17 protein-coding genes are annotated in these 17850 nt (G+C 58.1%); 10 read left to right on the top strand and 7 right to left on the bottom strand.

Going from position 1 to position 17850, the window contains the following annotated elements; all coding sequences use genetic code 11:
* Positions 1-99: 99 nt before the first annotated feature.
* Positions 100-942, bottom strand: coding sequence for a pca regulon transcriptional regulator PcaR (pcaR, locus tag ALO43_RS00870; RefSeq protein ID WP_005889139.1), 843 nt, complete (start codon positions 940-942; stop codon positions 100-102).
* An 842-nt stretch (positions 943-1784) separates the two neighbouring features.
* Between pcaR and ALO43_RS00865 the strand changes: the two genes are divergently transcribed.
* Both ALO43_RS00865 and ALO43_RS00860 read left to right on the top strand, forming a co-directional pair.
* Positions 1785-1982 carry a hypothetical protein gene (locus ALO43_RS00865; RefSeq protein WP_002554967.1) on the top strand — a complete coding sequence of 66 codons (198 nt, stop codon included), beginning with the start codon at positions 1785-1787 and terminating at the stop codon, positions 1980-1982.
* A 205-nt stretch (positions 1983-2187) separates the two neighbouring features.
* A complete protein-coding gene (locus tag ALO43_RS00860) occupies positions 2188-3660 on the top strand; it encodes an inorganic phosphate transporter (protein ID WP_024671717.1) in 1473 nt (490 codons plus the stop codon).
* 51 nt (positions 3661-3711) lie between these two features.
* Here ALO43_RS00860 and ALO43_RS00855 read toward each other — a convergent pair whose 3' ends face one another.
* Both ALO43_RS00855 and purU read right to left on the bottom strand, forming a co-directional pair.
* Positions 3712-3930 carry a hypothetical protein gene (locus ALO43_RS00855; RefSeq protein ID WP_053931484.1) on the bottom strand — a complete coding sequence of 73 codons (219 nt, stop codon included), beginning with the start codon at positions 3928-3930 and terminating at the stop codon, positions 3712-3714.
* Positions 3931-4008: 78 nt separating this feature from the next.
* Complete coding sequence (purU, locus tag ALO43_RS00850) at positions 4009-4860, bottom strand: formyltetrahydrofolate deformylase (RefSeq protein WP_024671719.1); 852 nt, start codon at positions 4858-4860, stop codon at positions 4009-4011.
* Positions 4861-5218: 358 nt separating this feature from the next.
* Between purU and mvaT the strand changes: the two genes are divergently transcribed.
* Complete coding sequence (mvaT, locus tag ALO43_RS00845; protein WP_002554971.1) at positions 5219-5599, top strand: histone-like nucleoid-structuring protein MvaT; 381 nt, start codon at positions 5219-5221, stop codon at positions 5597-5599.
* 70 nt (positions 5600-5669) lie between these two features.
* On the opposite strand, the gene sbcB is transcribed toward mvaT, so the two are convergent.
* Positions 5670-7100, bottom strand: a complete 1431-nt coding sequence (sbcB, locus tag ALO43_RS00840) for an exodeoxyribonuclease I (RefSeq protein ID WP_005889131.1) — start codon at positions 7098-7100, stop codon at positions 5670-5672.
* Positions 7101-7322: 222 nt separating this feature from the next.
* Here sbcB and ALO43_RS00830 point away from each other — a divergent pair, with 222 nt between their 5' ends.
* The 6 genes from ALO43_RS00830 to ALO43_RS00805 are packed head-to-tail and all read left to right on the top strand — an operon-like array spanning position 7323 to position 14156.
* Positions 7323-8006, top strand: a complete 684-nt coding sequence (locus tag ALO43_RS00830; protein ID WP_005889127.1) for an RDD family protein — start codon at positions 7323-7325, stop codon at positions 8004-8006.
* Positions 8003-8977 carry a stage II sporulation protein M gene (locus tag ALO43_RS00825; protein WP_005889125.1) on the top strand — a complete coding sequence of 325 codons (975 nt, stop codon included), beginning with the start codon at positions 8003-8005 and terminating at the stop codon, positions 8975-8977. The genes ALO43_RS00830 and ALO43_RS00825 overlap by 4 nt, the downstream gene beginning before the upstream one ends.
* Positions 8964-10553, top strand: a complete 1590-nt coding sequence (locus ALO43_RS00820) for a DUF4129 domain-containing protein (RefSeq protein ID WP_005889122.1) — start codon at positions 8964-8966, stop codon at positions 10551-10553. Before ALO43_RS00825 ends, ALO43_RS00820 begins: the two co-directional genes overlap by 14 nt.
* Positions 10550-11770, top strand: coding sequence for a DUF4350 domain-containing protein (locus ALO43_RS00815; protein ID WP_005889120.1), 1221 nt, complete (start codon positions 10550-10552; stop codon positions 11768-11770). Before ALO43_RS00820 ends, ALO43_RS00815 begins: the two co-directional genes overlap by 4 nt.
* A complete protein-coding gene (locus tag ALO43_RS00810) occupies positions 11767-12816 on the top strand; it encodes an AAA family ATPase (RefSeq protein WP_005889118.1) in 1050 nt (349 codons plus the stop codon). The genes ALO43_RS00815 and ALO43_RS00810 overlap by 4 nt, the downstream gene beginning before the upstream one ends.
* Positions 12813-14156 (top strand): DUF58 domain-containing protein, encoded by a 1344-nt coding sequence (locus ALO43_RS00805; protein WP_024671724.1) that lies wholly within the window; start codon positions 12813-12815, stop codon positions 14154-14156. The genes ALO43_RS00810 and ALO43_RS00805 overlap by 4 nt, the downstream gene beginning before the upstream one ends.
* 40 nt (positions 14157-14196) lie before the next feature.
* Here the strand turns inward: ALO43_RS00805 and ALO43_RS00800 are convergent, their stop codons facing one another.
* Complete coding sequence (locus tag ALO43_RS00800; RefSeq protein ID WP_005889114.1) at positions 14197-14556, bottom strand: PilZ domain-containing protein; 360 nt, start codon at positions 14554-14556, stop codon at positions 14197-14199.
* A 190-nt stretch (positions 14557-14746) separates the two neighbouring features.
* On the bottom strand, positions 14747-15148 hold the full coding sequence (locus ALO43_RS00795; RefSeq protein WP_005889112.1) for a tetratricopeptide repeat protein: 402 nt from the start codon (positions 15146-15148) through the stop codon (positions 14747-14749).
* A gap of 176 nt (positions 15149-15324) precedes the next feature.
* Here ALO43_RS00795 and pyk point away from each other — a divergent pair, with 176 nt between their 5' ends.
* Positions 15325-16776 carry a pyruvate kinase gene (gene pyk / locus ALO43_RS00790; protein WP_005889111.1) on the top strand — a complete coding sequence of 484 codons (1452 nt, stop codon included), beginning with the start codon at positions 15325-15327 and terminating at the stop codon, positions 16774-16776.
* 100 nt (positions 16777-16876) lie between these two features.
* On the opposite strand, the gene ALO43_RS00785 is transcribed toward pyk, so the two are convergent.
* Positions 16877-17815, bottom strand: coding sequence for an iron-sulfur-binding ferredoxin reductase (locus ALO43_RS00785; protein WP_005889110.1), 939 nt, complete (start codon positions 17813-17815; stop codon positions 16877-16879).
* Positions 17816-17850: the final 35 nt, after the last annotated feature.

The raw sequence follows: 17850 nt of genomic DNA, 5'->3' as shown, positions 1-17850 counted from the left end.
AAATGAGGTTATGCCTGAGCAACGGGGCAAACAATCCGATAATCGACTAACCGTTCGGTAACCGAACAAATTCACTTGTGACGGCCCCGACTTGCTCAATCAGGTAAACAGCTGGGTGCTCAGGTCGCGGCTGGCGTCGAGCATGATCGGCAAAAAGCGCTGCTCCAGCTCACTTCGCGCCACGCGCCCTGCGCTGGTGCTGACATTCAGGGCCGCCAGCACCTGGCCCGATGCATCATAGACCGGGACGGCAATAGAGCGCAGCCCTTGCTCAAGTTCCTGATCGACAATACACCAGCCTTGCTGACGAACCAATTGCAGGCATTCGAGCAACGCTTCCGGCGTGCGAATGGTGCGGCTGGTCTTGGGCTGTAGATCGACGTGGTCCAGGTATTCGTGCAATGACACATCGTCTAGCGCGGCCAAAAGTATCCGCCCCATTGACGTGCAATAGGCAGGAAGACGACCGCCGACGGAAAGGTCGACCGAAATCAGACGCTGAGTGGTCGCGGATCGGGCTATATAAAGGATGTCGTCGCCTTCCAGCGTGGCCATGTTGCAGGCCTCGTGCAGTTGATCGCTCATGCGGTCCAGATAAGGCTGCGAAGAAGTCGCCAGCGGTGTCGATGACAGATAAGCGTGACCGAGGGTCAGGACCTTGGGCAACAGCGAATACGTGCGCCCGTCGGTGGTCGCGTACCCCAGCTTGATCAACGTATGCAGACAGCGCCGCACTGCCGCACGGGGGATCTCTGTGCGGTGGCTGATCTGTGCGATGGTCAGGTGTCGCTTGCGCTCCTGAAAGGCATGGATAACGGCAAGACCGCGCGCCAGCGAGGTCATGAAGTCCGGATCACCGGTCAGGGCCTGAATACGCTTGGCAGGCGACGCCACGATGGGTGGCGCCAATGAGGCAAAAGAATTACGCAGTTCGTCGTTCATTGTCGCACCCTCTTTAACGCGTGTTCAGGCCTTGTAAAACAAAGGATTCAGATCGTTTTGCGCCGTTAAGCACCTATCAGATTGTGCGATTATCGAACAGGTGGCCGATAATCGCAATTGACCCCACGCAAATATGCTTATACCTTTACCTCTGCCATGAAGTGACTTCTTGGAAATTACTGGTCAGGTACCCACTGAGAAGTCATAGGCAGCGGCCTTGCTCAACCAGCAAGGCCGTTTTCATTACAGACCGTGTCATCGTCCCCCGCCGTTACCCCCTGCCTTTACAAAAGACCCAATTCACCCCCTTGTTCTCTACAGAGCGAGACTTGTGAATCTCATGTACGCGTCCTGTCACAAACCATTGATGAATGCTTTATAAAAGTTATTTCATATAAAGGCCCCACTAAAACTTAGGAACAGTCTTACAAAAAAATAATCATGCAAACTTATTCAAGCTCTGATGTTGACGTCACCGGACTTCTTGGAGATAGTGTTCATCTGCGGGACGGCATTACCTTAATCACCTTCGTGCCCACGCGTCAGTGCATGCATTTTCGGCCTCGACTATCCTGTTGAAGTGTTGTCAGCCTTTGCACACGCAGCGATCACCGGGATCCCAGTCAACTGCGGCACCGGCGCTTTGAATCAAAACGTATGTCGCTACGACAACTGCTTTTCTGGTGCGCGTAGCCGCAGGCAATAGCAGGATGTCAGCCCCTCCCGGTTCTACGCCTTTGCAGGCCGCTGCCTGTATCAAGGCTGGCGATCGGACGAGAGCTGACAGACTTGCGATGTCTTGCGTGAACACCAGACCCATTTCGACTTGAACAGGTAATACAGTGACTAAAGATGAACTGCGCGCGGAACTTGAGCGCCAGGAGCAACGTTACAAGGATGTCTACGGCGGCGAAATCACCACCTACGCTGCGCAACCGGAACCGGAACGCAAGCCATGGCGCAAACGAGCCAGCCTGCTGGATCAAGCGTTCAAGCAAGAACTGCAAAAAATGGAAGAAGGCCTGAAAGAAGAGCCGTGACACAGCGGGTCTCATGATCCCTGAACGCTCACCTCTGCTTTTCAGCATCTGCAAACACACGCCCGACTGCCTCATTGAACATTCAACGAGGCGGCGCTCATGCGTCTTTTTTTTTGTTTGAAGCGACACTGCGCAGCGATGACAAGTCGTGCTGTATTTTTTCTGTCATAATCTCGCCCCCTTCAGACCCGGTCAGAAAACCTACATGATCGATTTATTCAGCGGGCTTGATGCCTGGGTGCTTGTGAGCCTTTTGCTCGCCCTGGCTTTCGTCCTCACCTTCGAGTTCATCAACGGCTTTCATGACACCGCCAATGCGGTGGCGACAGTCATTTACACCAAAGCCATGCCGCCTCATCTGGCGGTGTTCTTCTCTGGTGTATTCAACTTCCTCGGCGTGTTGCTGGGCGGTGTCGGCGTTGCCTATGCCATTGTCCACCTGCTGCCTGTCGAACTGCTGATCAACGTCAACACCGGACATGGCCTGGCCATGGTGTTCTCGCTGTTGGCAGCGGCCATCACCTGGAACCTCGGTACCTGGTATTTCGGCATTCCGGCCTCCAGCTCGCACACGCTGATCGGTTCGATACTCGGCGTGGGTCTGGCCAATGCCCTGATCAATGACATCCCGCTGGCTGATGGCGTCAACTGGCAGAAAGCGATCGATATCGGCGCTTCGCTGGTGTTCTCGCCGCTGGCTGGCTTCATTGTCGCCGGCCTGGTGTTGCTCGGGCTGAAATGGTGGCGCCCATTGTCGAAAATGCACAAGACGCCTGATCAGCGCCGCAAGCTCGATGACAAGAAACACCCGCCCTTCTGGAATCGTCTGGTGCTGGTGATATCTGCCATGGCGGTCAGCTTCGTTCACGGCTCAAACGACGGCCAGAAAGGCATCGGCCTGATCATGCTGGTGCTCATCGGCATTGTGCCAAGCCAGTTTGTTCTGGACCTCACCAGCACGACCTATCAGATCGAACGTACCCGCGATGCCACACAGCATCTGAGCCAGTTCTATCAACGCAACAGCAGCACCCTGGGTGAATACCTGGCGATGGGCAAGGCTGAAAAAGGCGACCTGCCATCCAGCTCGGCCTGCAACCCAAAACAGACCGAACCGACTATCGACGCGCTGCTCGACCGCCTCAGGGGTGTGTCGGACTACCACTCGCTGGCGCCTGAAAGCCGCATTGAAGTGCGTCGTTATCTGTTGTGCCTGGACGACACCGCGCGCAAGGTCGGCAAGCTTCCTGACCTGGCTGCACGCGAAAAATCCGATCTGGAAAAACTGCGCAAGGACCTGACTGCAACCACTGAATACGCGCCGTTCTGGGTGATCCTGGCAGTTGCACTGGCGCTGGGCATCGGCACCATGGTCGGCTGGAAGCGCGTGGTCCTGACCATCGGCGAGAAGATCGGCAAGCAAGGCATGACTTACGCACAAGGCATGTCTGCCCAGATCACCACTGCCTGCGCAATTGGCCTGGCCAACGTGTTCAGCCTGCCAGTCTCCACTACCCACATTCTCTCGTCGGGCGTGGCTGGCACCATGGTTGCCAACAAGAGCGGCCTGCAAGGCGGAACTGTTCGCACCATCCTGCTCGCCTGGGTACTGACCCTGCCAGCCACAGTCGCCTTGTCTGCGGCGTTGTTCTGGCTGGCTTCCAAAGCCCTGTCCTGATCTCAAAGCCCTTCTGACGGTGCCTGCCTGGCGCCGCCCGGAGGGGCCTGATCACTTGCCCTCTCCCTCTCCACTTCCTTCAGCCACTTCGCCAGCCTCCTCGCTTCCTGCCGCCTCTTCTGATTGCTGCAACTCACGCCATAGCGCCGCCGCACCGTCAAAATCGGCACCGTTTTCGGGAGTCAGGGCAGCGGGGTCATAGCGACTGAGACAGCCTTCACCCAGCGTGGCGGGTGCAGTGGAAGTGGCTTTATCGAAAGGTTCTTTCATCGGCTGTCACTCTGAGCGTTGCACTCCTGCCGATGCATTGCACCGGAAGCGCGACAGGCGCGCTCCCGAAACAATAGATCAGCCGAAGACGACTGTCTTGTTGTCGTGTACCAGAACGCGGTCTTCGAGATGGGCGCGCAGACCACGGGCCAGTACCATTTTTTCCACATCACGACCGAAACGCACCATGTTTTCGATGCTGTCACGATGGCTGACACGTACCACATCCTGTTCGATGATCGGCCCGGCATCGAGTTCTTCGGTGACGTAGTGACAGGTTGCACCGATCAGTTTGACGCCGCGCAAAGATGCCTGATGGTACGGCTTGGCACCAACGAACGAAGGCAGGAAGCTGTGGTGGATATTGATCACCTGATGAGCATATTCACGGCACAACTGCGGCGGAAGGATCTGCATGTAACGCGCCAGCACGACAACATCGGCCTGGTGATGCCCGACCAGACGCGACACTTCGGCAAACGCCGGTTCCTTGTCTTTGGGGTCTACCGGAACATGGTAGTAAGGAATGTCATGCCACTCGACCATGCTGCGCAGGTCCTGGTGGTTTGAAATGACACAGGCGATGTCGCAGTCCAGCTCATCACTGTGCCAGCGGTGCAGCAGGTCTGCCAGACAGTGGGACTCGCGACTGGCCATGAGCACAACGCGCTTCTTCTGCGCCGAGTCGGTGATGCGCCAGTCCATGGCGAACTCTTCGGCGATTGGCTTAAACGCCTCGCGGAACCCGTCCAGATCAAATGGCAGGGTATCGGCACGTATTTCGTGGCGCATGAAAAACCAGCCGCTGAGACTGTCCGAGTGATGACTCGCTTCAGTGATCCAGCCGTTATGGGACGCCAGAAAGTTACTGACTTTGGCAACGATGCCTACACGGTCCGGGCAAGCAATCACCAGACGAAAAGTGCGCATTAGGGGAAACTCCAGAACTTCGCAAAGCCGCTATTCTAGCGGCTGCGCAGCAAAACTGCAGTATCTCTGTTGACCCGATTCGTCTGCCGGAAATGACGCCTTTCGGGCAGAAGATTGCACCTTGCCAGTATCGGCTTTCTGGAGGACCACTGCTAAACAAGACCTGTATTAAGCAGGGCTTTATAGCCGGGTTATTTTGAGGGACGCCCGGCGCGCTCCTAGTTCAGACGTCTGTAGGACGCGTGTATATTGCTAAATAATTCAAATAAAACTTTTATTTAATGTTTACTTGCTCATTTACAGTGACTATTATTGTCGCACTGTCTCCCTGCAACCCTTCACAACATAAGGTCTCCTCATGTCCCTGATCAACGAGTACCGCGCCACAGAAGAAGCCATCAAAGAACTGCAAGCCCGTTTGAAGAACCTGTCGCAAGACGACAAACTGCAAACCGAGCTGGAATTCGAAGGCAAACTGCGCACGCTGATGGGCGAATATCAAAAATCGCTGCGCGACATCATTGCTCTGCTGGATCCGGACGCCAAGGTAAACAAAGCGCCACGTGGCGGTGCTGTTAAACCGGCTGGCACCAAACGCGCTCGCAAGGTCAAGCAATACAAGAACCCGCACAATGGCGAAGTCATCGAAACCAAAGGTGGCAACCACAAAACGCTGAAAGAGTGGAAAGCCAAGTGGGGCAGTGACGACGTTGAAAGCTGGGCCACTCTGTTGGGCTAAGCTTCATACGGTCATGATTGACTGCGATTGAAAAAACGCCAGCTTGCTGGCGTTTTTTATTGCGCGCTATTTATACACCCAGACGTTTACTCAGCTGCTGGACGTAGTCTTGCCATTGCCGTAATACCTCAAGCTGCGCAGGCGTGGCATTAAGCGACACGTCAATCAGCGCTTTCGTAAAATCCTGTAGGGTGTTGGGCGCGCCCGACTCCGGACTGCGCAGCCGCTGCTGACAGAACGCCAGCCAGCGCTGCTGCTCTTCAGTGCTCAAGGTGTCAGGAAAGTTACGGGCGCGGTACCTGAATAACAACTCAGGCAGACGAGCATCGTCGAAGGGCCATCCGTCCCGGGCCAGTTGTTCAGGCTCGGCCTGTCGAACTTGCTCGCACAATCGCCGGTCACGATCACCGATAAAACCGTCATATAACTGTTGTTCGGGATCTTCACTTGCGACAAAGTCGTCCTTGCCGTAAAGGACCTGCAATTTGTCCTGCCAAACTTCTCGACTGTCATTCAACTGCGCCGCACGTGCCTGATAAGCCGTCAGATCCAGTTGCAGACGTTGCTGATCTTCGCTGCGCAACACACCCAATGGCGCAACCACCGGACAACGATTTATATGCAACAACTTAAGCGGCACTGGCAATTGGCCTTCCTCCAACGCGTCATGCCGGGTATATAAGTGCTGCTTTAGCGTTTCAGCGTCGTATTGCAACAACGGCGAATGATCCAGGTGAAGGTCACAGACAATCAGCGCATTACGATTATGGGGATGCCACGCCAGCGGAAGCACCACGCCAAGATAATTGCGCGCGGCAGAAAAGCGCCCCGAAATATGCACCAGTGGTTGCAGGAGCCGGACCTGATCCTGAACCTTCTGTTTAGTGCGCAGTGCAAACAGATAATCATAAAGCTTCGGCTGCTTTTCCCGAATCAGACGCGCAAGTGCAATAGTTGCTCGAACGTCGGATAACGCATCATGCGCCTGCCCATGATCAATACCGTTGGCAGCCGTCAGCCGTTCCAGCTTAAGCGTGACCCGCCCGTCCTGTTCAGGCCAGACGATGCCATCGGGGCGCAATGCATACGCTGCGCGTACCACATCGATCAAGTCCCAACGGCTGTTACCGCCTTGCCATTCGCGTGCGTAGGGGTCGAAGAAGTTGCGATAGAAACTGTACCGTGTGACCTCGTCGTCGAAACGCAGCGTGTTGTAGCCGGCACCACAAGTGCCCGGCGCGGACAGTTCGGCATGCACTCGGGTCATGAAGTCTGCTTCGCACAAACCTTTTTCGGCCAGTGTGGCAGGCGTGATGCCGGTAATCACACAGGCCGCCGGATGGGGCAGAATGTCATCACCGGGCTGGCAGTACAGATTGACCGGAGGCGCGATCTCATTGAGCTCGGCATCGGTTCGGATGCCAGCCATCTGCAACGCGCGATCATTGCGCGGGTTGATGCCGGTGGTTTCGTAGTCGTACCAGAAAATGCTGGAAGTCACGGGCTGATCCTGAGCAAAAGACCGGCGAAGTGTAGGGCGTCAAGGGCGCCGTTGGCTAATAGCGCGGTTTCCGGCGCATCGGGAAATGTTTTCTTACAGCCCGCGTATTGAATGGTCGGTTGCTTAGCTTGGCTGCGGTAGCTAGCATCAGTTCTGGTTTTCAGGGGCAACCTCCCGACAATGTCATCCCTTCCCGTTTTGCCAAGGAATGCAAAGCTGCCCATGCCGCTGGATACCCGTATCGACATCGAGACCCCGGAAGGCATAGACATGATTCTCCGCCCTGCCGGCCTTGTTATCCGCGCACTGGCGTTTGGCATCGACCTTTGTGTTCGCGCAGCCATCATTGCCGTCTTCTATATGCTCCTGCAACTGTTCGACAAGCTCGGCATCGGCTTGGGCGCCATCGTGTTTTTTCTGGTGAACTGGTGGTACATGGTGCTGTTTGAAGTGCTTGGCCAGGGCCGCACACCGGGTAAGCGCTTACTGGGGCTACGAGTGGTTCACGACGACGGCACCCCGATAGACTGGTCTTCCTCCCTGATACGCAATCTGCTGCGCTTCGTCGACATGCTCCCCATCGGCTACGGGTTTGGCGCGATCGCTTGCCTGAACCATCCGCTGTTCAAACGTCTGGGCGATCTGGCCGCCGGCAGCCTGGTCATCTACAGCGACCGTCCTGTGATCCGCCCGACTCTACCGGACGCAGAGCCCGTTATCGTGCCGTTCTCGCTGCACCTGGATGAACAGCGTGCGGTCATGAGCCTGGCAGAGCGGCAAGGCGAACTGTCCAGCGCGCGCACCCAGGAGCTCGCGTCGATCCTGGCCGAGCCACTGCGCATTCCCGCTCACAAGGCCGTCGTCCATGTAAACGGCATCGCCCACAGCCTGCTGGGGTCGAAATGAAACAGAGCCTGTTTGAAATACGTCATGAAGAAGAGTGGCAACGCTTTGCACAGCACCTTGATGCGCTGGAACATGGCAAAGCCAATGCCAACGCATCATTCCCTGGCGATTATCGGCGCATCTGCCACCAGCTGGCGCTGGCACAGGAGCGCGGCTACAGCAGCCATCTGATCGACCCCCTGCATCAGTTGGCCATGCGTGGCCACCAGCAACTCTACCGTCACCGCAGCGCTGCGGGTGCCCGTTTGTTGGGTTTCATCGTGGGAGGCTTTCCGCGTCTGGTACGCGCCGAATGGCGTTTCGTGCTGGTTGCCAGCCTGCTGTTCTTCGGAAGCCAGATCGTCATGGGTCTGCTGGTGTATGGTTTCCCGCAACTGGTCTACAGCGTGGTCAGCCCGGAACAGCTCCTTGAAATGCAAAGCATGTACGACCCGTCAGCCAGCCGGATCGGGCAGTCCATCGAGCGAGAATCCGACGCTGACTGGATGATGTTCGGCTACTACATCATGAATAACATCGGAATCGCCTTCCAGACCTACGCCAGCGGTCTGCTGTTCGGCTTGGGCAGCCTGTTTTTCCTGCTTTTCAACGGCGTGATGATCGGCGCCGTGGCGGGCCATCTGACTGATATTGGTTACGGCCAGACCTTCTGGTCGTTCGTCGTGGGTCATAGTGCCTTCGAACTGACCGCCATTGCGCTGTCCGGCGCCGCCGGTCTCAAACTGGGATGGGCCTTGCTGGCCCCAGGGAATGTCACACGCGGTACGGCACTGCGCGCAGCAGCCAGCAGCAGCGTGCAACTGACAGGCGGGGTGGTACTGTTTTTGCTGATAGCGGCATTCGTCGAGGCCTACTGGTCATCAATGACATGGCCCGCCCCCCTCGTCAAATACCTGGCAGGTGCCGCGCTGTGGCTACTGGTCATTGCATACCTGACCCTGGCCGGACGTACCCCTCATGCGCCTGACTGAATCTACCGTCGCCATACGTCCGCGCTCCCCTTGGGAAGCCATCGATCTGGGCGTCCTGCTCGCGGGTCGGCATCGCGGCCTGCTGATGGGCAGTTGGGCAATCATTACATTGCCTTTTTTCTGCCTGCTCAGCGTGCTGCTCTGGGATTACCCTTCAGCAGTCATTTTTATTTTCTGGTGGCTCAAGCCTGCGTTCGAACGTTTGCCGCTGCTCATTTTGTCGCAGTCGCTGTTCGGTACGACGCCAACTTTGAGACAAGCCCTCAAGGCCTGGCCAGCCACACTGAAAGACCAGCTTTTGCCCAGCCTGCTTTGGCGCCGACTCAGCTTGAGCCGCAGCTTTCAACTGCCGGTCCAGCAACTGGAACACTTGGCAGGCACGGAGCGCGCCATGCGAGTTAGCCTGCTCAGCCAGAAAGACCTTCGCGCTGCGCGGTTACTCACCATCGTCGGCGCGCATCTTGAATACGCGCTGTGGATAAGCTTGCTGATCCTGCTTTATGCCTTCATTCCACAAAGAGTCGAGATAGACTGGAACTGGGAAAACCTGATCGACGCAGGAAACCAGTGGATATGGATCGACCACCTGACCAATCTTTTCTATGCCTTAGCGCTGGTGATCTGGGAGCCAGTCTATGTTGCATGCGGCTTCACCCTGTACCTCAATCGCCGAACCGTCCTTGAGGCCTGGGATATCGAACTGGTTTTCAGGCGCCTGCGCCAGCGCCTGATCGGCAGCGCCTATGCACTTTTGTTCGGTGTCGGGCTGGTCCTTTCGACAGCACCCGCCCCGGCGTTGGCCGACCCACAAAACTACAGCTGCCCGCTGCCTGACACCGCTGTGGCAGAGCCCGCCCAAAATGAAGCGGGCCCCGACACGCCGCGCCTTTTACACCAGCCACTGAACAGCGAAACCGCCAAGAGCGAGATACAGGGCATTCTGGATCGGCCTCCGTTCAAGAACATCCGCACCGAGAGTGGCTGGCGCTTTCCAGAAAAGGAAAAAAAGCAGGCAGGGGTCAAGGACAGACATGGTGAAGGCTGGTTGCTCGACTGGCTCAATCGGCTTGTGCAGGCTGCCAGCGAATTGGCCCGTCTGGCCGAGATACTACTCTGGGGCATTGTCATCGGCCTGGCAGGCCTGCTGATCTGGCGCTACCGGGACTGGCTCAAAACCTTTGCAAGGCTGGAAACCACCCGGACTAAAACCACCCGCCCCGCCCCCGAACAGCTGTTCGGGCTGCAAGTGAGTGCCGAAAGTCTTCCTGAGGATGTCGCCGGTCAGGTCGAGCAACTCTGGAGCAACCAGCCCCGCGAAGCACTGGGTTTGTTATACCGCGCATTGCTCAGTCGTTTGTTGAGCGACTACCGATTGCCGCTGAAGAACGCCGACACCGAAGGTCAGATATTGCAACATATCGCCTTGCTGAACCAGCCGCTGCTGAGTGACTTCAGCCGAGAACTGACAGCGCATTGGCAAAACCTTGCCTATGGTCATCGCCTTCCACCTGCTAACGCCAGGCAGGAACTCTGCGATGGCTGGCGTCGTCTGTTCAATCCAGCGGTTAAAACATGAGCCGCCGTTACGCAATACTCAGCTGGCTGATGATCCTGTTGCTGCTGACAGGCGCGGGCCTTTACCTGCTCGGCAGTCATTTGGAGCGCTATGAGGAAACCGTTGATAAAGGGCCCTCCCCGCAAGCGATAGCCAACCCTTGGCTCGCGGCCGAACATTTCCTGCGCGAGCGCTCCGTCACGGTGAACACCGCTGACACCCTGGACCAGCTTCCGGACCCGACTCAGGGCACCCAAACCCTGCTTTTGCTCAATGACCGTGCAGGCATGACGCCCGTGCAAACTGAGCGTCTGCTGAACTGGGCCGAAGCAGGCGGACACCTGCTGTTCGTGGCCGAACGGCTCTGGGACGAACAGAAAGGTCGCAGTGGCGACCTGCTGCTCGACAGACTGAAGGTCCATCAGTATCTGACCCGAGACATCAATGAGCAGGAGCGACAGTTGAATGACCCGCAGCCCATGCTGCCCATTCCTCTGATCAGGCCTGCCCCCAGCCGTAAAAAAATGCCCTGGCCCGAGTTGACTCGTCTTTATCTGGAAAATGAAAACGAACCGGCCTATATGAGCTTCGAGCCTGCGTTTCACCTCGAAGACCCGGAAGATCAGGCGCAGGCGTGGGCCAACAGCGCCGAGGCCACCCATATGCTGCAGATACAACGTGGAAAAGGGCTGATCACCATTGTCACCGATTCAGGCCTTTGGGAAACCCACTCGATCGGCAGCTACGACAATGCATGGCTGCTCTGGTATCTGACCCAGAACAGCGACGTGACCATGATACTGAAGACTCGACACGACAATTTGCCAGCCCTGTTGCTGCGCAACTTTCCCGAGGCACTGCTGGCCTTCGCATTGCTGATCAGCCTGGGGCTCTGGCATGTCGGCCTGCGCGAGGGTCCGCTGCGCCGCCCCGTGGCCTTGGCGCGCCGCCAATTGACCGAGCACTTGCGCGCCAGCGCCGGCTTCCTGCTCAGACACACGGGCCAGCAACCCCTTATAAAGGGGCTGCAACAGGACATTCTGCGCCGCGCACGTCGACTGCATCCAGGCTTCGAGCGGCTGGTCGTCGCCGAACAATGGCAGGTGCTGTCGCGCCTCACCCGACAGCCCACCAGCGCCATCAGCGATGCCCTGCGCCCGCGCCCGGCGCAGCGCCTCTCACACAGCGAATTCACCCGTCAGGTGGCCCACCTGCAAACTCTCAGGAATGCCCTATGAGCGATCCAACACCCGAACTGCCCGGCAGCGCCCAGCCCTTGATTGACCCAGCCAGCGAGCCTGGCAGCCCGGCAAGCACTCAACTGCAGCAGCGCCAGCGCGCCAGTCAGCTCGCCCAGGCACTGCGCGCCGAACTGCAAAAGGCCGTGATCGGCCAGACCGCAGTTGTCGAAGACGTCCTGACCGCGCTGATCGGCGGCGGGCATGTGCTGCTTGAAGGCGTACCGGGGCTGGGCAAGACATTACTGGTTCGGGCGCTTGCCAGTTGTATCGGCTGCGAGTTTGCCCGCATCCAGTTCACGCCGGACCTGATGCCCAGCGATGTCACCGGTCACGCCGTGTATGACATGCAGACCGAGCAGTTCAAACTGCGCAAGGGGCCGTTGTTCACCAACCTGTTGCTGGCCGACGAGATCAACCGGGCGCCGGCCAAGACTCAGGCGGCGCTGCTTGAAGCCATGCAGGAGCGGCAAGTCACCCTCGAAGGTCGAGCCCTGCCCATTGCGCAACCGTTCATGGTGCTGGCAACCCAGAACCCCATCGAACAGGAAGGCACTTACCCATTGCCGGAAGCCGAACTTGACCGATTCATGCTGAAACTGCGCATGGACTATCCCGAAGCGCAGGAAGAGCTGGAGATGGTGCGTCAGGTCACCCGCTCCACCCGTGCCGACATGCTGGATGTGCGACCACTCAGGGTCATCATGCAGGCGCGTGAGGTTCAGGTACTTCAACGCATTGCCAGCGAGTTGCCCCTGGATGAGCAAGTGCTGGACTATGCCGTGCGCCTGGGCCGTAGCACACGCACCTGGCCGGGTCTGAGTCAGGGTGCCGGGCCACGCGCCTCAATTGCGCTGGTGCGTGGCGGGCGCGCCAGAGCGCTGTTGCGGGGTGGCGAATTTGTCACTCCGGACGACATAAAAGGCTGCGCACTTGCGGTACTCCGGCACCGGGTCAGGCTGTCCCCTGAACTGGACATCGAAGGGCTGTCGGTGGATCAGGTGCTCAGGCAGATCCTCGAGCAGGTACCGGCACCGCGCCTGTGAAGCAGTTATTGAAGCCTTCTGTTCCGATGCTTTGCTGGCTCGGCGGGCTGGCGTGCGTTGCTTTGCTGTTGGGCACCCTTCATGCGCTCGGCATCGACTATCCGCAGCAGATCGACAGCCTATACCGGGGCGCAATGCTGGCACTGGCGGGTCTGGCCTTGCTGGATGCAGTCTTGCTGCTGCGTCATCCGTCGCCCTGCGTGCAGCGCGAACTACCGGGCAGCCTGGCACTGGATCGCTGGAACGAAGCCACGCTCGACGTGAGCCACGACGGCAGCAAGGCGCTCACACTGAAGATATTCGACCACGTGCCGCCAGGCCTGGAGCATGAAAACCTGCCGCAATCCGTCACCCTGCCTGCTGATAGCAAAGGCAGGGTCGGCTACCGTCTGCGCCCTTCAAGCCGGGGCCATTTCACGTTCGAGCAATGCGAGATAAGCCTGCCCAGCCCTTTGCGACTGTGGACGATACGGCGCTATTTGGTTGTACATAGCACGACGCGTGTCTACCCGGACTTTGCTCGTCTGTACGGCGGGCAGTTGCTTGCTGTAGACAGCTGGCTGAGTCAGTTGGGCGTGCGTCAATTGCAACGTCGCGGGCCTGGTATGGAATTCAACCAGTTGCGTGAGTTTCGCGAGGGCGACAGCTTGCGCCAGATCGACTGGAAAGCCACTGCACGTCAGCGAACGCCGATTGCCAGGGAGTACCAGGACGAGCGAGACCAGCAAATAGTATTCATGCTCGATTGCGGGCGCCGGATGCGCAGTCAAGATGGCGAGCTGTCGCATTTCGATCATGCGCTCAATGCCTGCCTGCTACTGAGCTATGTCGCGTTGCGTCAGGGCGACTCCGTAGGTATCTCGACGTTTGCCAGCGAGCAGGACCGCTACCTGTCGCCCGTCAAGGGGCCAAGCCAGCTCAACCTGTTGCTCAACACTGTCTATGACCTGCAGACCACTCGCCGCCCGGCTGATTACAGCGCCGCCGTGCGCCATGTAATGATTCGCCAGAAAAGACGATCGCTGGTGGTGTTGGTGACCAATCTTCGCGATGAAGACGACGAGGAGCTGCTGGTGGCGGTCAGGCAGCTAAGCGGACAACATCGGGTACTGATTGCCAGTCTGAGAGAAGAAGTGCTCGACAGCCTGCGTCAGTCACCGGTACAGACCTATGAACAGGCGCTGGACTACTGCGGGACAATGAATTTCCTCAATGCCCGAGCGTCCCTGCACGACCGCCTGAGCGCGCAGGGCATAGCAATCATGGATGCGCGACCAAAAGAACTTGGCCCACAGCTGGTCAGCCGCTATCTGGGCTGGAAAAAAGCAGGAACGCTGTAAAAGACAGAAATACCGCAGTACGACCTGCTCTGCAGCGGAATCAGGCCGACGCTTCGTAAGAAGGATAAAAGCAGAAATAACGCTGCAGAAGCTCGATGAACTCCAGATACTCCGTCGAAACCTCAGGCAGTTCAAAACCGGAATCGAAGCTGCCCGGGGTTTCGTCTTCGCGACACCACAGGCAGGTAGCACTCACTTCAAGCGGCTGCCCGGTATCACTGCCTGGCCGCTTCAGGCACAGATCGAACCTGGCCCCTACCAGCAAAGGCAGCTCGCTGATAAGCATCAACCCTTCTTCTGACACATTTCCTAGGCACCCTAGAGGTCTGCCGGTGTGGCGGTTGAACACCTGAAGATAATCCTGTAGCTGGTGTCTTTCGATTTTTCGTTCTTTATGCATGGCAAGCTGCCTTGTGAGGCCATTGTTACAGTCGTGTACAAATACGTGTCGACTGTGGGCTTCATCTGCACAACCCCTACAGGACCTCTCGAGGTAGGTCCCTGCAGCTCATCCGCTCCGTTAGATCAGACTAGCTCAGAAATTTTCAAAATCCACCCGGCAGCGGCCTCTCCCATCCAAATGAATGTAACTACTTTGATACTGAGACGTTTCGCGCAGGTGCGGGCACGGGTACAGGTCTGGCGGGTTGGGCCTTGGGGTAAAGGCCTACCTGCGCCAACGTGTCGAGTCTGGCTCGCGCACGATACGCATACTCACTCCCAGGGTATTGGGTCATCAGAAACTGGTAAGTCTGTGCTGCGTCGACATACAATTTTTGCCGCTCCAGGCACTGGCCACGCAGCATCGACACTTCTGGCTGCACATAGCGGCGCGAACGGCTCTGCCGCTCCACTTTGGAGAGGTCGAGCATCACCCGGTCACAATCGCCCTCCTGATAGGCACGGTAGGCGTGGTCCAGGTTGGAGTTCATTGCCCAGCGAGTGCAACCGCCAAGCGCAACCAGTAATACAACAATCGTTACAATACGCATGGGAGTCTCCTGTTATCTGCCCTGTATCGGCCTGACAGCCTGTTTCTTCAACTGAATCGAGCGCCAGTCGTCCGCCGATTGCCCTCCTCGACTGCAATATCTCAGTGCAAAGGAACAATGACTAAAGACCCAGACAGGAGTAGCCTCTCGCTGCGCTTCAATTAAGGAGTTTGTGCATGACCGTTCGCCGCACCAAAATCGTCGCCACACTTGGCCCTGCCAGCAACTCGCCGGAAGTCATCGAACAACTGATCCTCGCGGGTCTGGACGTTGCTCGCCTGAACTTCTCTCACGGCACTCCCGATGAGCACAAGGCACGCGCCAGGCTCATCCGCGAAATCGCCACAAAGCACGGGCGCTTCGTCGCTCTGCTGGGCGACCTGCAGGGTCCCAAAATCCGTATCGCGAAGTTCACCGACAAGCGAATCGAGCTGAAGGTGGGTGACAAGTTCACCTTCTCCACAGCTCATCCGCTGACCAGTGGCAACCAGCAAATCGTGGGTATCGACTACCCGGATCTGGTCAAGGATTGCGGCGTAGGCGACGAGCTGTTGCTCGACGACGGTCGCGTGGTCATGCGCGTCGACACCCAGACCGCAAACGAGCTGCACTGTACGGTGCTGATCGGCGGTCCGCTGTCCGACCATAAAGGTATCAACCGTCGCGGCGGTGGCCTGACGGCTCCGGCACTTACCGAAAAAGACAAGCAGGACATCAAGCTCGCTGCCGAAATGGACCTGGACTACCTGGCCGTTTCGTTCCCGCGCGATGCTGCCGACATGGAATACGCTCGCCAGTTGCGTGACGAATCCGGTGGCACAGCCTGGCTGGTCGCCAAGATCGAACGCGCTGAAGCCGTCGCCAATGATGAAGTGCTTGATGCTCTCATCCGCGCCAGCGACGCCGTCATGGTTGCCCGTGGCGACTTGGGCGTTGAAATCGGCGATGCCGAGCTGGTGGGCGTACAGAAGCGCATCATTCTGCACGCTCGTCGCCATAACAAGGCAGTGATCGTTGCGACGCAGATGATGGAGTCGATGATCTCCAGCCCCATGCCGACCCGCGCCGAAGTGTCCGACGTGGCCAACGCTGTGCTCGACTACACCGACGCCGTCATGCTCTCGGCCGAAAGTGCTGCAGGTTCCTACCCGATCGAAGCGGTGCAAGCCATGGCGCGCATCTGCGTCGGCGCTGAAAAGCACCCGACCGGCAAGACCTCCAGCCACCGCATCGGTCACTCGTTCACACGTTGTGACGAAAGCATTGCGCTGGCCGCCATGTACACCGCCAACCACTTCCCTGGCGTGAAGGCGATCATTGCACTGACCGAAAGCGGCTACACCCCGCTGATCATGTCGCGCATCCGCTCCTCGGTGCCGATCTACGCGTTCTCTCCGCACCGTGGCACTCAGGCACGCGCGGCGATGTTCCGTGGTGTCTACACCGTGCCATTCGACCCGGCAGCCCTGCCGCCAGGTCAGGTCAGCCAGGCCGCAGTCGATGAGCTGCTCAAGCGTGGTCTGGTCGAGCAAGGTGACTGGGTCATCCTGACCAAGGGCGACAGCTACCACACCATCGGTGGCACCAACGGCATGAAGATCCTGCACGTTGGCGACCCGTTGGTCTGACGGTATAACGCCGCAAGCCACAGCCCCGTCTCGCAAGAGTCGGGGCCTTTTGCTTTGAGTCAGCTGCGTGAGTTTTCATGATTATCATGCGGACGCTCTTTCAGTCCCGCGCTAAAAACACATCCGCCAATAACTGATTACGCGGCAGTCCCGCCAGATAAAGACGTTTGGCGAACATCTCCACGTTCTCAGCACTGCCACACACCAACGCCATTGCATGCCGCGATAACAGTCGCAACTCGGCCAGAGTTGCCTGGAGCGTCTGCGCTGTAATCAGTTGCACAAGCAACTGTGGATAACGCTCAGCCAGGGCCTGCAGTTCACTTGCCAGATAATGTTCCTGACTGTCGCGAGCCAGGTGTATCAGGCGGATGCTGCCTTGATGCTCCTGACGCAGCGCCTCGCGCAGCACCCCCCACAACGGTCCGAGGCCGGTGCCGGCGGCCAGCAGCAGCAAGGGCTGGTCCTGCCAGTCAGGGTCATAGCGCAGTGCCCCGCCGCGTAGCTCACCCAGCCTCAGCTCATCACCTGCCTGCAACTGCCGGGCGGCATCGCGGAATGCGCCAGGCTGACTGCAGTCGATGTGAAACTCCAGAAACGGATCTTCACCCGGAATACTGGCCAGCGAATAAGGTCGCGCCACACCGCTTTCAGTCCACAGCACCTGATGTTGCCCGGCGCTGTAACGCAATGGGCGCAAGGGTTCGAGACGCAAACGCAGCACAGCCGGACAAAGCCAGTCGCAGCCTGAGACTCTGGCAGGCAAACCGTCCCTTTGCGGGTCGAACACTTCGACTGACAGGTCCTCCACCACGCGGCACTGGCAAGCAAGACGCCAGCCCTGTTGACGTTTTTCAGCAGGCAAGGCATCGGGAAGCGCGTCCTCAGGCTCGCCTTTGACACAACGCACCAGACACGCATGGCAACTGCCGGCACGGCAACTGTAAGGCACCGAGACACCGGCATGGTTGAGGTCATCAAGCAGATTGCTGGCCGACGCGACCGACCAGCTACGCTCTCCAACATGCAATTGAGGCATTCAGGCGACCCGTGCAGAAAATAACAGCGATTGTA

The sequence above is a fragment of the Pseudomonas tremae genome, assembly GCF_001401155.1.
Taxonomy (GTDB): Bacteria; Pseudomonadota; Gammaproteobacteria; order Pseudomonadales; family Pseudomonadaceae; genus Aquipseudomonas; species Aquipseudomonas tremae.
Note: the sequence above shows the minus strand (reverse complement) of the source record. Positions and strands in the feature narration are given on the sequence as shown.

Coding starts and splice junctions, on each gene's coding strand:
- pcaR (WP_005889139.1), bottom strand. CDS start 942: ATGAACGACGAACTGCGTAATTCTTTTGCCTCATTGGCGCCACCCATC.
- ALO43_RS00860 (WP_024671717.1), top strand. CDS start 2,188: ATGATCGATTTATTCAGCGGGCTTGATGCCTGGGTGCTTGTGAGCCTT.
- ALO43_RS00855 (WP_053931484.1), bottom strand. CDS start 3,930: ATGAAAGAACCTTTCGATAAAGCCACTTCCACTGCACCCGCCACGCTG.
- purU (WP_024671719.1), bottom strand. CDS start 4,860: ATGCGCACTTTTCGTCTGGTGATTGCTTGCCCGGACCGTGTAGGCATC.
- mvaT (WP_002554971.1), top strand. CDS start 5,219: ATGTCCCTGATCAACGAGTACCGCGCCACAGAAGAAGCCATCAAAGAA.
- ALO43_RS00830 (WP_005889127.1), top strand. CDS start 7,323: ATGCCGCTGGATACCCGTATCGACATCGAGACCCCGGAAGGCATAGAC.
- ALO43_RS00825 (WP_005889125.1), top strand. CDS start 8,003: ATGAAACAGAGCCTGTTTGAAATACGTCATGAAGAAGAGTGGCAACGC.
- ALO43_RS00820 (WP_005889122.1), top strand. CDS start 8,964: ATGCGCCTGACTGAATCTACCGTCGCCATACGTCCGCGCTCCCCTTGG.
- ALO43_RS00815 (WP_005889120.1), top strand. CDS start 10,550: ATGAGCCGCCGTTACGCAATACTCAGCTGGCTGATGATCCTGTTGCTG.
- ALO43_RS00810 (WP_005889118.1), top strand. CDS start 11,767: ATGAGCGATCCAACACCCGAACTGCCCGGCAGCGCCCAGCCCTTGATT.
- ALO43_RS00800 (WP_005889114.1), bottom strand. CDS start 14,556: ATGCATAAAGAACGAAAAATCGAAAGACACCAGCTACAGGATTATCTT.
- ALO43_RS00795 (WP_005889112.1), bottom strand. CDS start 15,148: ATGCGTATTGTAACGATTGTTGTATTACTGGTTGCGCTTGGCGGTTGC.
- pyk (WP_005889111.1), top strand. CDS start 15,325: ATGACCGTTCGCCGCACCAAAATCGTCGCCACACTTGGCCCTGCCAGC.
- ALO43_RS00785 (WP_005889110.1), bottom strand. CDS start 17,815: ATGCCTCAATTGCATGTTGGAGAGCGTAGCTGGTCGGTCGCGTCGGCC.